The sequence below is a fragment of the Paraburkholderia tagetis genome (assembly GCF_022213065.1).
GTDB lineage: Bacteria > Pseudomonadota > Gammaproteobacteria > Burkholderiales > Burkholderiaceae > Paraburkholderia > Paraburkholderia tagetis.
The window spans coordinates 131,308-144,518 of sequence record NZ_JAKLJA010000003.1; the positions used below are offsets into that span (position 1 = coordinate 131,308).

A 13,211-nucleotide genomic window follows, 5' to 3' on the forward strand; every position below is an offset into this window, starting at 1 on the left:
CCGCTTCGGTGCCGCATGAGACGGAAACGTCCGCGGCAACTCCCGTGGCAACGTCCACGGAAGCCAGGTCCGCGGCTTCGGACGAGGCGGAACACCTGCATGAAGCACGGCGCGCAACGCGCCGTACTGCCGCGCAACGCATCGGCACACAAAGCCGCGACGCCCATTCGGGCGCTCGCGGCTTTGCCGCTTCTCACGATCTGGATAGCGAGGGCGGGGCGGTATTCGAAGTGCCGTTCGAGGCATTTTTCGATGCGCCCTTCAATGCACCCTCCAATGCACCCGCCAATGCACCCACCGAGGCTTCGTCCGCAGCGCCGCGCGAAATCCGCCGTGCTACGCAACGCGAGCGGTTTGAAACGCAGCACGAAGTATACGAAGAAGCACGTGAAGCAGCGCACGTAGCGGCCGCGCCGCAAGCCGACCGCTTCGAGCGCACCTCCACCTCGCGCATGCCGCGCACCTCGCGCAAGGACGAAACGTCTAGCAAGCAGCGTCCCGAGCGTTCGCTCAAGGGGCGTGCACTCGGCTATCTCTCGCGCCGCGAGTACAGCCGCGCGGAACTCTCGCGCAAGCTTATGCCCTTCACCGAAAACGCCGACGAACTCGAAGCGCTGCTCGACGCGCTCGAACGCGAGGGCTGGCTTTCCGACGCGCGCTTTGCGGAAAGCGTCGTGTACCGCCGCGCCGCGCGCCTGGGGGCAGGGCGCATCGTCAGCGAACTCAAGCGTCATGCCGTGGGCGAAACGCTCATCGAAGAAGTGAACGCGCAATTGCGCGAAACCGAGCTCGCCCGCGCTCGCGCCGTCTGGCAGAAGAAGTACGGCCAGTTGCCCGAGACTCCCGCCGAGCGCGCGCGTCAGGCGCGTTTCCTGGCCGCGCGTGGTTTCTCGATGTCAATCATCGGCAAGATCTTGAAGGGCATCGAAGACTGCTTCGAGGGCGAGTGACGGAAAACTGAAGGAAAGCTGACCGGAAAATTGAGCCGGCAGGCTCAAAAAACGGCTGTGGCCAAGCCCCGCCGGGCACTGTGGGTTCGCTGCTGTCTCAAATACTCGGTATGCTAAAATCGCGAGGTTTTCCTGTCCGGTCTTACCTATAGCATGCCGCTTTCTCCGCCAGCGCCTCGCCAGTTGCGTCATCAGCGCGCTATCCGGGCGGTCGCCTATGAGCGCGAGGACGGTCTATGGGACATCGACGCGTGTCTGACCGACCACAAGCCACGCGACGTGCCGCTCGCCGCCGGTGTCCGGCCCAACGGTTTGCCGATCCATGAACTCTGGCTCCGCATCACGATCGATCGCAAGCTCAACGTCGTCGACGCAGAAGCGTCGTCCGACTGGGTGCCTTACGACGGTCAGTGCCAGAACGCCAATCCCGCCTATCGGGCCCTTATCGGGCTCAATCTTCTCCAGAACTTTCGCCGCGAAGCGGGCCAGCTCCTCGCTGGCACGGTTGGCTGCACGCACCTCACCGAAATGCTGGGCGTGTTGCCGACTGTTGCGGTCCAGGCGTTTGTCGGAGCGGTGTGGAACGTATCCAGTGGAGCGCCGGGCGAAGCGCCCGGATCGGAACCCAGCAAGACCGCCGACGACAAAGCCGTCGGCGAAAAGCCGCCTTTCCAGCTCGGCCGCTGCCACGCGCTGCGGTTCGACGGCGAGGCGGTCAAGCAGTTTTATCCGCGCTGGTACGGCCATGCGCCACGCTCAATAGAGCGCGGTGCGGAAGCCCCCAGCGTGCGCGACAACTCAGGCCCGAGCCAAGAGGGCAAGGCCGACGTTCTCACGCATGAATAACAACAGCGGAAACGAAGTTCACTCCAACTCTCAGACTGAAGGAATCACGCATGAAGATTCACGAGTACCAGGGTAAGGAAATCCTGCGGAAATTCGGAGTCGCGGTACCGCGCGGCAAGCCGGTGTTTTCGGTGGATGACGCGGTCAAGGCCGCTGAAGAGCTGGGCGGTCCGGTGTGGGTCGTCAAGGCGCAGATTCACGCGGGTGGCCGCGGTAAGGGCGGCGGCGTGAAGGTGGCGAAGTCGCTGGATCAAGTCCGCGAATACGCGAGCCAGATTCTCGGCATGCAGCTCGTCACGCACCAGACCGGTCCGGAAGGCCAGAAGGTCAACCGTCTGCTGATCGAAGAAGGCGCTGACATCAAGCAGGAACTGTATGTCAGCCTCGTCGTTGATCGCGTGTCGCAAAAGATCGTTCTGATGGGTTCGAGCGAAGGCGGCATGGACATCGAAGAAGTGGCCGAAAAGCATCCGGAACTGATCCACAAGGTCATCGTCGAGCCGTCGACGGGTCTGCTCGACGCTCAGGCCGACGACCTCGCCGCGAAGATCGGCGTGCCGGCCGCATCGATTCCGCAAGCGCGCGCAATCCTGCAAGGCCTGTACAAGGCATTCTGGGAAACCGATGCGTCGCTGGCCGAAATCAACCCGCTGAACGTCACCGGCGACGGCAAGGTCATCGCACTCGACGCGAAGTTCAACTTCGACTCGAACGCGCTGTTCCGCCACCCGGAAATCGTCGCTTACCGCGACCTGGACGAAGAAGATCCGGCTGAAATCGAAGCCTCGAAGTTCGACCTCGCGTACATCTCGCTCGACGGCAACATCGGCTGTCTCGTGAACGGCGCGGGCCTCGCGATGGCCACGATGGACACCATCAAGCTGTTCGGCGGCGAGCCGGCGAACTTCCTCGACGTGGGCGGCGGCGCCACGACCGAGAAGGTCACCGAAGCGTTCAAGCTCATGCTCAAGAACCCGGGCCTGAAGGCGATCCTCGTGAACATCTTCGGCGGCATCATGCGCTGCGACGTGATCGCGGAAGGCGTGATCGCCGGTTCGAAGGCCGTGAACCTGAATGTGCCGCTCGTCGTGCGCATGAAGGGCACGAACGAAGACCTCGGCAAGAAGATGCTGGCCGACTCGGGCCTGCCGATCATCTCGGCGGACAGCATGGAAGAGGCTGCGCAGAAGGTCGTCGCGGCTACCGAAGGCAAGTAATTTTCAGCGGATACGAATGGCGCCGCGAGGGCGCGCGGCTGCGGCACTTGCCGCAACCTGCGCGACGCGCGACGCCAAGCGAACAGAGGTCAATACATGTCGATTCTGATCAACAAAGACACCAAGGTCATCACGCAGGGCATCACCGGCAAGACCGGTCAGTTCCACACCCGTGCCTGCCGTGAATATGCCAACGGCCGCGAAGCGTTCGTCGCGGGCGTGAACCCGAAGAAGGCCGGCGAGGACTTCGAGGGCATTCCCATCTACGCGAACGTGCGTGAAGCGAAGGAAGCCACCGGCGCGACCGTTTCGGTCATCTACGTGCCGCCCGCAGGCGCAGCTGCTGCGATCTGGGAAGCCGTCGAGGCCGATCTCGATCTCGCGATCTGCATCACGGAAGGCATTCCCGTCCGCGACATGATCGAAGTCAAGGACCGTATGCGCCGCGAAGGCCGCAAGACGCTGCTCCTCGGCCCGAACTGCCCCGGCACGATCACGCCGGACGAGCTGAAGATCGGCATCATGCCGGGCCACATCCACAAGAAGGGCCGCATCGGCGTCGTGTCGCGTTCGGGCACGCTGACGTATGAAGCGGTGGGCCAGCTGACGGCGCTCGGCCTCGGCCAGTCGTCGGCAGTCGGTATCGGCGGCGACCCGATCAATGGTCTGAAGCACATCGACGTCATGAAGATGTTCAACGACGATCCGGATACGGACGCCGTGATCATGATCGGCGAGATCGGCGGTCCGGACGAAGCGAACGCCGCTTACTGGATCAAGGACAACATGAAGAAGCCGGTGGTTGGCTTCATCGCGGGCGTCACGGCGCCTCCGGGCAAGCGCATGGGCCACGCCGGCGCGCTGATCTCGGGCGGTGCGGACACGGCCGACGCGAAGCTGGAAATCATGGACGGCTGCGGCATCAAGGTGACGCGCAACCCGTCGGAAATGGGTCGTCTGCTGAAGTCGATTCTGTAATTTCAAGATTCGCTGCTGCTCGCGCATTGTGTAAAGCGCGCGGGTGGCCAGCGTTTTTTGATATGCTTGCGGGATCCTTTCACGAGGTTTCCGGATAAAAGCGAGGGAGCCAGTCATGGCTGCCTCGCTTTTTTAATGGCGCGGCCGTCTTTTTGAGCGGCCGCGCTTTGTCGTCGTACTCACGGTCCTTCCGCCGCCTTCATGCTCGAGTTTTTTGCGTCGCTCCACTGGGGCGCTGTCATTCAGATCATCGTCATCGACATCCTGCTCGGCGGCGACAACGCCGTGGTAATCGCGCTCGCCTGCCGCGACCTGCCCGCGCAACAGCGCTTGCGCGGCATCGTCTGGGGCACCGTCGGCGCGATCGCGCTGCGCGTCGTGCTGATCGCTTTCGCGGTCGTGCTGCTCAACGTGCCGTATCTGAAGTTCACGGGCGGCCTGCTGCTGCTGTGGATCGGGGTGCGGCTGCTTGCGCCTTCGCATCTCGAGCATGCCGATGTGAAGCCCTCCGACAAGCTGATCGGCGCGATCAAGACCATCATCGTCGCCGATGCGGTGATGAGCCTCGACAACGTCGTGGCCATCGCGGGCGCGGCCGAAGCCGCTGATCCGAGCCACCGCATCGCGCTCGTGATCTTCGGCCTGATGGTGAGCATCCCGCTGATCGTCTGGGGCAGCCAGCTCGTGCTCAGGCTGCTCGACCGCTATCCCGTGGTGGTGACGCTGGGCGCCGCGCTGCTTGGCTGGATCGCGGGTGGGCTGATCATCAACGACCCGGCCGGCGACCGCTGGCCGCTGCTCGATACGCCCGCGGCCGAATATGGCATGAGTGCGGCGTGCGCGATTTTCGTGGTCGTGCTCGGTCAACTGCTCAGGCGACGCGCGCAAGGCTCTCATTGAGCGCAATGACGGGGGCTTGCCGGTCGTTCCGACCGTGGCGTGGGCCATCGCGCAACCCGATGCTCCGACAGCGCCGCGCCTAAGCCATCCGGCCGACTGCTGCACAGACAGGGCCGCCGATACGATCGAAGCGCCTGTTCACCTTTTCGTGAGCAGGCGTTTCTCGTTTCAGGAGCCCTGATGATGACCGTATTCCCATCCACTTCCAGCCCGGGCAAACCGCACATACTGCGCGCTGCCGGGCCATGTGCCGCGCCCGCCCTCGTTCCGCATTCGTTTGCCACGCATGCCACGGCTTCGCTCGTGCAGTCCTGCCGGGAGTTCGTGCGTCTCGCGAGGCGTTGGGCCGCGCCTGGTTTCACACTCATCGAACTGATGATCGTGCTCGCCATCGTCGGCGTGATCGCCGCGTATGCCATTCCTGCGTATCAGGACTACCTCGCTCGCAGCCGGGTGGGCGAGGGCCTCTCGCTGGCTTCCGCGGCGCGGCTCGCAGTGGCGGAGAACGCCGCGAGCGGCAATGCGTTCGGCGCGGGCTATACGGTGCCGCCGGCCACGCGCAACGTCGCCTCGGTGAAGGTGGACGACACCACCGGGCAGATCACCGTGGCGTTCACCAACCGCATCGCGCCCGATGGCAGCAACACGATCGTGCTCGTGCCGTCGGTGCCCGACAACGCCGACTCGCCTACGGCGCGCGTGGCGCTCGCGCAAGGCAGCGTGCAGGGCGGCACGCTCACCTGGGAATGCTTCGCGGGCGGCAAGTCGGTTTCGTCGCTTGGGGCACCGGGCGCGGGTCCGATGCCTGTGGAAGCAGCTACGCTGCCAGCCAATCTCGCGCCGCCGGAGTGCCGCGCCTGAGGTGGGCCCAAGGTGCGCATCAGCTACGCGTGAGGTGCACATAAGGCGCGCATGAGGCGTGCATGAGGCGTGCATAAGCGGCTGCAATTCGTGCGTCGGACATCGTGTGGACGTCCGGCGCACGATGTCTCGCGCATGTGTCGTACATGTGCCGCGCACGTACCGCGCATGCGCCCCCATGCGCCGCGCACGCTGCACCAACGAGGGGAATGGGCCCAATGCACGGCGCGTGGAGCCAGGGCGCGGCACGTTCGGGTGGATTTCGTCCGGCTGCCTTCCGCACAGGGAGGGAAAAGTTTTGTATAGTGCGCCGGTTGCTGACGCCCCCGATCCCCATGCCTTCTCCTTTTGCGCGTTACCTTACGTTCGTTTTGCTGGCCGTTGCGTTGATCCTGCCTTATGCGGTCGTCGCACATACCTACCCAATCCCGACGTTCTACTCAGAATTCACTGCGCTCGCGCTATATCTGATGGTCGGCGCCGGTGTCTGGCTGCTGGTGCGTTCCGCGCAGCCCGCCCGCGACTTCAGATCGCCCACGATCGCCCTCGTGCCGCTCGCCTTCGGTTTGCTGCTCATCGTGCAAACTCTCGCGCTGCCGGTCGAGCAACCTTCAATGAACTGGCTGGGCGCGGGCTATCTGCTGGCCGCCTTCATGGCCGTTCACGCGGGCTACGGCATCGCGCGCGTGAATCTCACGCGCACGGCGATGGTGTGGGGCGCGTGGGCACTCGTGATCGGTGGTTTGTTCGCGGTGTTCTGTCAGGTCATCCAGCTCCTGCATCTCGAAACGAAGGTCACGCCGCTCGTCGTCGCCTATAACGTTCGGTTTGACCGGCGGCCGTTCGGCAATATGGCGCAGGCCAACCACCTTGCGACCTACATTGCCTTTGCGACGGCGGCGGCGCTGTATCTCGTGCAGACGCGTCGTCTGAACGTCCTGCTATGGGTCGTGCTGTCGGCCATCTACTCGGGCGGCCTGGCGCTTACCGTGTCGCGCGGCCCGTGGTTGCAGATGGGCGTGATCGTCGTCGCGGGGTTCTGGATGGCGCTTTGCGCGACGCGCGGCGTGCGTGCCGAAGATGATGCAGGCAACATCGCAGGCGCCCGGGCTGGCTACGCGCGCGCCTGGGTGGTGCCCGTTGTGCTGTTCGCGATTTTCTTCGCCGTGAATGGGCTCGTGCGCTGGGCCAACGTCCACTATCAATTGCAGCTCGATCAGTCGGCTGCCGACCGCTTCAAGGACGCGGGCCAGATCGCACCGCGTATCGCGCTATGGCGCTATGGCTGGACGATGTTCAAGACGCACCCGCTGCTGGGTGTGGGCTGGGGCGACTTCCCGATCCATCAGTTCGAACTTGCGCGCAAGCTGGGCGGCGTCGAGATTGCCAATAATTCGCACGACATCTTTATCGACTTGCTCGCCAAGACGGGTGCGCTGGGCTGCGCGATCGTCGTGATCGGGCTTCTCGCCTGGTTCGTGCGCGCGCTGCGCGCGCCGCACACGGCTGAGCGCATTTTCGGCTTCGCGCTGATTGGCGCGCTGGTCATGCATGCGCTCGTCGAGTATCCGCAGCAGTACATGTTCTTCCTGCTGCCCGCGATGTTCGTGTTCGGTCTGCTCGAGACGAAACCATTGCGTTTCGTGCCGCCGAACCTCACGCGTGCCGTCTATGCAGTGGTCGTGTTTGGCGGCATCGCGTCGCTGTGGCCGGTAGTGCGCGACTACAACCGCGCAGAGGTGCTGTACTACGGCTCGCACCCCGCCGAAGAGTATGCGCAGGCGCCGTCTTTCCTGTTTCGAGCGTGGGGCGACTACGGCATGGCGACGCTCATGCCGATCGACGCTTCGGACCTCGCGACCAAGCTCGCCGCGCATGAGCGCGCGATTGCGCTGCTGCCGGGCGAGACCGTGCTGCGCCGCTATGCGGTGCTGCAGGCGCTCGACAGGAATAGCGATGGTGCGTTCGACACGGTCGAGCGCCTGAAGATCTTCGCGCAGGAACTGCATGACTGGCCCACGCAATTGGCCTCGCTCTACAGCCTGTGCGACGGCGAGCCGGCGCTCGCGGGCTTCAAGGCCGCGCTGGTGAAGAAGTACGGTACGTCTGCGGTGAAGGTCCAGCAAGAAGAGGACGATTCGGACGATTGATGATCGGGCGGCGGCTGAGCCCTCGCTTGCCGCCGCGCCGATGAATGCGCACAGCGCTTAGCGCGCGGCGCAGTGGCTCGACGCGGCCTTTGCGCTGCCTGGATTCTGTTTAACCCGCTTTTTAACCCGCGATTTAACCCGCCGCCACCCAATCGCCCGACTTGCCGCCGTGCTTCTCCAGCACGCGGACATCGGTGATCGTCATGCCGCGGTCCACCGCCTTGCACATGTCGTAGACCGTCAAGAGGCCCACTTGCACGGCGGTCAGCGCTTCCATCTCCACGCCCGTGCGGCCGAGGGTCTCCACCTGCGCCGTGCAATGCACGCCCGGCAGCGCTTCGTCGAGCGCGAAGTCGACCTTCACGCGCGTGATTGCGAGCGGGTGGCACAGCGGAATCAAATCGGAAGTGCGCTTGGCGCCCTGGATCGCGGCGATGCGCGCGACGCCGATCACGTCGCCTTTCTTCGCATTGCCGTCGCGCACCAGCGCGAACGTGGCGGGCAGCATGCGGATCGTGCCGCTCGCCACGGCGATGCGTTTGGTCTCGGCTTTGCCGCCGACGTCGACCATGTGCGCGTCGCCTGCGGCGTCGAAATGCGTGAGTTCGGGCATGGTGGGTTCTCCGTGAAGGGCGCCTATCTTAACAGTGCGGCGGGCGCATGAGGTTCGGGCTCGTTTGTCCTCGGATGTCCCCGGTTGTCCCTGGTTGTCACTGGTTGTTCGACCGCGTTCATTCGAGGGCGGAGTGGCGAATCGCGCGGGCTACAATGACCCGATGTGACCCGATGTGACCCGGTAGCTGGCCGCCGGGCCGGCAATCCGCTTTTCCCGATCCTGTCACCCATGCATCTGAAACGGCTGCTTGCTGCCTGGTTGTGCGCTTCGCTTGCCGCTCCGCCGCAAGCGTTCGCGCAGGCGCCGGGCGGCGGGGCGGGGGTGTCGGTTGCGCGTGCGGCCGTGCTCGATCGCGGTGCACCGAGTGCGCCCGCATCCGGTACCGCCGGGCATGGCGCCAGCGGGCCGTCTGCGAGCAAGCCGGGCACCGTTACGCGAGGTATCACGACTCCTGGTATTACTACGCCGGGCGCCGCAGTATCGGGCATCGTCACGCCTGGTATCACTACGCCGGGCGTCGCCACATCGGGCGTCGCAACGCTCGCCCCCGACGCTCCCGCGCTCGTGAGCGGCCCGCTCGACGACGAGGCCGGCTCCGTCATTCCCGGCTCGATCGCGCAGGGCGTGTTCGGCACGTATGGCGGCGCGCAGAGCCGTTTCGGCGCGTCCGGATCGGGACAATCCGCAAACGCCTCCGGCATGCGCGGCAATGCCAGTGTGCGCGCGCCCGCCTGGGTCCCGCAACTGCCCGATCTCGGCGATGGCTCGGGCGGCACGCTCACGCCGCAGGCCGAGCGCCGCATCGGCGAGCGCGTGATGCGCGAGATCCGGCGCGATCCCGACTATATCGGCGACTGGCTCGTGCTCGACTATCTCGATTCGGTCGCGGCGCGCCTCTCGGCCTCGGCGGCTGCGCAGTTCATCGGCGGGTATCGGCCGGACTTCGACCTGTTCGCCGTGCGCGATAGCCAGATCAACGCGTTTTCGCTGCCGGGCGGCTTTATCGGCGTGAACACGGGGCTGATTGTCGCCACGCAGACCGAGTCGGAGCTGGCCTCCGTGCTCGGCCACGAGATGGGCCACGTGCTCCAGCGGCATATCGCGCGCATGCTGGTGCAGAACGAGCACAGTGGCTACGCTGCGCTCGCCGGCGTTTTGTTCGGCATTCTCGCGGGCGTGCTGGCGAGGAGCGGCGACCTCGGCAGCGCGATCGCCGTCGGCAGTCAGGCGTATGCCGTGGACAGCCAACTGCGCTTCTCGCGCGCCGCCGAGCATGAGGCGGACCGCGTCGGCTTCAAGCTGCTGGCGGGTGCCGGCTACGATCCTTGGGGCATGGTGGCATTCTTCGAGCGGCTCGAACGCGGGTCGATGAGCGATGCCGGCGTGCCGGCCTATGCGCGCACGCACCCGCTCACCGTCTCGCGCATCGCCGACATGGAGGATCGCGCCCGCCGCGCGCCTTACCGGCAGCCGCGCCAGTCGCCCGAATACGGTTTCGTGCGCGCTCGCGTGCGCGTGCTCCAGGACCGCTCGCGCGGCGACTACATCGACGAGATCTCGCGTCTGCGCTCCGAGATCGACGAGCGCGTCGCGCTCAACGTGGCTGCGAACTGGTACGGCATCGCCTTCGCGCAACTGCAGGTCGAACGCTACGACGATGCCGTGGCGTCGCTCGCGAACGCGCGCGCGGCGTTCGCCCGGTTCGAGTCCGCGGAAGGCGGCAAGGTGCGTGGTTTGCCCGGTAGTTCGGCCGGTAGTTCGGCCGGTGGTGCGCCCGGTGGTGCGCAGGGTAGTTCGCCGCGTAGTTCGCCAAATAGTTTGCCGCGTAGTTGGCCGCATAGTTCGCCAAGCCTCGACGTGCTGGCCGCCGAGATCGCCCGCCGCGCGGGCCGCACTGACGAAGCCGTGCGGCTTGCGCAGGCCGCGCATGCGGCGTGGCCTGCATCGCACGCGGCCACCGATGGTCTGCTCCAGGCGTTGATTGGTGCGCGCCGCTTCAAGGAGGCGCAGACGCTCGCACGCAGCGAGACCGAATCCGAGCCGCGTCAGGGGGCGTGGTGGCAGTATCTCGCGCAGTCGAGCGCGGGTCTGGGCGACCTGCTCACGCAGCGACGCGCGCTCGCGGAGAAGTTCGCGCTAGATGGCGCGTGGCCGTCGGCGATCCGGCAGCTCAAGGAAGCGCGCGACATGAAGTCGGTGGGGTTCTACGATTTGTCGACGATCGACGCGCGCCTGCACGATTTCGAGGCGCGCTACAAAGAAGAGCGCGCGGAGGAAAAAGACCAGGGGTGAACGGCGAGGGCGGACGCCGCGCGGTGCGCTTTCGCGGCTCAGCTTAGCTTAGCCCGCGGCCTTTTCCGCTTGCTCCGGACTCTGCACGAACGCGAAGCGCGCCGGCACGTCCGCGCGCGCGATGGATTGCAATGGCAGCGCGGTTTCGGCGCGCCAGTGAAACGTGCCGCTCTCGCCGTCCTCGGCGAGCGTCGCATGCTCCGTGAAGCAGTCGAGATCGTGATCGTGCAGCAGCGCCACGCGAGCAAGTGCGTTCGCAGCTGCATCGGCGCTGCCTTCTGCCGTCGCCGGCGCGGCTTGTTCGAACAGCACGCTGCCGTGTTCGTCCACATACACGGCAACCGGCTCGAAGGGGTGGCCCGTTTGATCGACGAGCGTCAGCGCAGCGCCGTTCGCACTTGCGAGGCGCACGACCCATGGCGTGTATTCGAGCTCGACATAGACGCGTTGCGGCCCGTTCTGGAAGAACCACTGTCCATTGGCATCGCGATCGTAATTGCGGTTGATGAAGCCGATGAGCGCTTCATGCCGGATCGGCGTGCCCGGTGCGCCCTGTGCCTGGTCGGCTTCGTCGCGCAGGCGCCAGTGGCCGCGCGCGTCGAGCAGCAGCCAGCCGGTGCAATGAGGAACGTTGGGCCAGCGCGCGAGCGCCTGTTTGACGATGTCATCCATGAGTCCAGGGCCTACTTACCTATGAAACGTGAGGCGAGAGATAGCGGGTCACGCGCTGAGCGAGCCAGTCGCTGCGGCCCGGGAACGGCCCCGTCATGAAGCCGACGTGGCCGCCGTCTTCGGGCTGCTCGAGCTCGACCGCGGCGCTCACTTCGTGGCGCGCGGGCAGCGCATCGCCGGGCAGGAACGGGTCGTTGCGGGCGTTGATGAGGAGCGTGGGCACGACGATCTCGCCGAGCTTCGGGCGTACCGTCGCGCGGGTGTAGTAGTCGTGCGCGCTCTGGAAGCCGTGGAGCGGCGCGGTCACGACATCGTCGAATTCGTACATGTTGCGGGTCGCCAGCACCGCTTGCGCGTCGAACAAGCCCGGATATTGTTCGAGCTTTTGCAGTGCCTTCACTTTGAGCGTCTTCAGGAAACTGCGCGTGTAGACCATGCCGAAGCCGTTCGCGAGCATCTTGCCGCCCGCGTGGACGTCGAGCGGCGCCGAGACCGCGACCGCGGCGGAAACGATCCGCGCGTCCTCGCGCTGCTGCGCGAGCCAGTGCAGCAGCACGTTGCCGCCGAGCGAAACGCCCACCGCCACGAGCGGGCCCGCGTGACGCGCGGCGAGGCGGCGCAGGACCCAGTCGACCTCGGCGGCGTCGGCGAGATGGTAGAAGCGCGGCATGAGGTTCATCGGCCCGCTGCAACTGCGAAAGTGCGGGATGACCGCGTGCCAGCCGCGCGCATGCGCCGCCGCGGCGAACGCGCGGGCGTAGTGCGAGCCGGAGCTGCCTTCGAGGCCGTGGAACAACACGAAGAGCGGGGCATTCGGCGCGCTGCCTCGTCGGGCTCCTTCCGGCGGACACGGCGGACACGACGGACGCGGTGGACAAGCCGGAACCCAACCCGGGGCGTCGACCCAGTCGAGCTCGATGAAGTCGCCATCGGGGGTGTCCCAGCGTTCGCGCCGGTAGGCGGGCAGGGGCAGGCGGGAGAACAGGGCGGGAACGATGGTCTGGATGTGCGCGCCGGGCAGCCAGAACGGCGCTCGATAGGTCGAGCCGCCTTGTGCGTAGCCGTTCGCGCCGTTCAGGAAAGACGCGGCGGTGTGTCTTGCCGCTTCGTCGCTAGTGCGGCTGATCGCCGCTTCGTCGCCTGTCGTGCTCATGGCCGTCCCCTTTCTACCGCGCTTGCACCTTCTTTTGCCGCTGTCCCGCTGGTGCTGCGCTTGCCCGCTTCTATCAGTGCAGCGCGCCCTGGCCGTGGCGCAGCTTCGCGGAGAACTGGCTCGCGGCGTCGTCGGGCATGCGGCTCGCGTGAATGTGCGCGATGCGCCACTCGCCGCGCTCGTGCACCATCACATAGGTTGTGAAGACCATGGTCGGAATCGCGTTCGGATCCACGGGGCGATGCGCCTCCACGATTGCGTAGACCACCGTGCCAAGGCTGTCGTAGACGCGGATGTCGAGCGGCTCGATCGACACCGGCGCCGCTTCGAACTGCGCGGCGAGGCCCGCGCGAATGTCGGACAGGCCGTGCAGATGCGCGCCCTCGGCGCTAATGCAGCTCACGAATTCCTCGTCGATCCACAGGCCCATCAACGCGTCGATGTTGACCTCCGCGATGGCCTGATAGTACGCGTTGAGGGTGTCCGCGGCGGCTTCGAAGATGTGGGCAAAACGTGGCATGGCTCGTTGATCTGATGCGCTTCTTGCGCGGGTTGGCGTTTGCTTCGTTCGCGATA

12 protein-coding genes are annotated in these 13,211 nt (G+C 65.7%); 8 read left to right on the forward strand and 4 right to left on the reverse strand.

Translation table 11 applies throughout. From position 1 onward, the window contains the following. The first annotated feature begins 44 nt into the window (after positions 1-44). The 7 genes from recX (at position 45) to L5014_RS05760 (ending at position 7,902) form a co-directional block, all read left to right on the forward strand. Complete coding sequence (recX, locus tag L5014_RS05730) at positions 45-950, forward strand: recombination regulator RecX (RefSeq protein WP_238462617.1); 906 nt, start codon at positions 45-47, stop codon at positions 948-950. Between the two features lie 153 nt (positions 951-1,103). Then, positions 1,104-1,796, forward strand: a complete 693-nt coding sequence (locus tag L5014_RS05735) for a DUF2889 domain-containing protein (RefSeq protein WP_238462618.1) — start codon at positions 1,104-1,106, stop codon at positions 1,794-1,796. A 50-nt stretch (positions 1,797-1,846) separates the two neighbouring features. Continuing rightward, on the forward strand, positions 1,847-3,013 hold the full coding sequence (gene sucC / locus L5014_RS05740; RefSeq protein ID WP_238462619.1) for an ADP-forming succinate--CoA ligase subunit beta: 1,167 nt from the start codon (positions 1,847-1,849) through the stop codon (positions 3,011-3,013). 96 nt (positions 3,014-3,109) lie between these two features. Next, a complete protein-coding gene (gene sucD, locus L5014_RS05745) occupies positions 3,110-3,991 on the forward strand; it encodes a succinate--CoA ligase subunit alpha (protein WP_035532387.1) in 882 nt (293 codons plus the stop codon). A 201-nt stretch (positions 3,992-4,192) separates the two neighbouring features. Next, positions 4,193-4,891 carry a TerC family protein gene (locus tag L5014_RS05750; RefSeq protein WP_238462620.1) on the forward strand — a complete coding sequence of 233 codons (699 nt, stop codon included), beginning with the start codon at positions 4,193-4,195 and terminating at the stop codon, positions 4,889-4,891. A gap of 183 nt (positions 4,892-5,074) precedes the next feature. Continuing rightward, complete coding sequence (locus L5014_RS05755) at positions 5,075-5,752, forward strand: pilin (RefSeq protein ID WP_420800025.1); 678 nt, start codon at positions 5,075-5,077, stop codon at positions 5,750-5,752. 335 nt (positions 5,753-6,087) lie between these two features. After that, positions 6,088-7,902 carry a PglL family O-oligosaccharyltransferase gene (locus L5014_RS05760; protein WP_238462621.1) on the forward strand — a complete coding sequence of 605 codons (1,815 nt, stop codon included), beginning with the start codon at positions 6,088-6,090 and terminating at the stop codon, positions 7,900-7,902. Between the two features lie 133 nt (positions 7,903-8,035). On the opposite strand, the gene moaC is transcribed toward L5014_RS05760, so the two are convergent. After that, entirely contained in the window at positions 8,036-8,515 is a 480-nt protein-coding gene (moaC, locus tag L5014_RS05765; RefSeq protein ID WP_238462622.1) for a cyclic pyranopterin monophosphate synthase MoaC, read from the reverse strand. 231 nt (positions 8,516-8,746) lie between these two features. On the opposite strand from moaC, the gene L5014_RS05770 reads away from it, so the two are divergent. Then, positions 8,747-10,810, forward strand: coding sequence for a M48 family metalloprotease (locus L5014_RS05770; protein WP_238462623.1), 2,064 nt, complete (start codon positions 8,747-8,749; stop codon positions 10,808-10,810). 48 nt (positions 10,811-10,858) lie between these two features. Here the strand turns inward: L5014_RS05770 and L5014_RS05775 are convergent, their stop codons facing one another. The 3 genes from L5014_RS05775 to L5014_RS05785 all read right to left on the reverse strand — a co-directional run bounded on the left by L5014_RS05775 (position 10,859) and on the right by L5014_RS05785 (position 13,155). Then, entirely contained in the window at positions 10,859-11,482 is a 624-nt protein-coding gene (locus tag L5014_RS05775; protein WP_238462624.1) for a DUF2946 family protein, read from the reverse strand. 19 nt (positions 11,483-11,501) lie between these two features. Beyond that, entirely contained in the window at positions 11,502-12,635 is a 1,134-nt protein-coding gene (locus tag L5014_RS05780) for a YheT family hydrolase (protein WP_238462625.1), read from the reverse strand. 73 nt (positions 12,636-12,708) lie between these two features. Then, positions 12,709-13,155, reverse strand: a complete 447-nt coding sequence (locus tag L5014_RS05785; protein ID WP_238462626.1) for a nuclear transport factor 2 family protein — start codon at positions 13,153-13,155, stop codon at positions 12,709-12,711. Positions 13,156-13,211 lie beyond the last annotated feature (56 nt).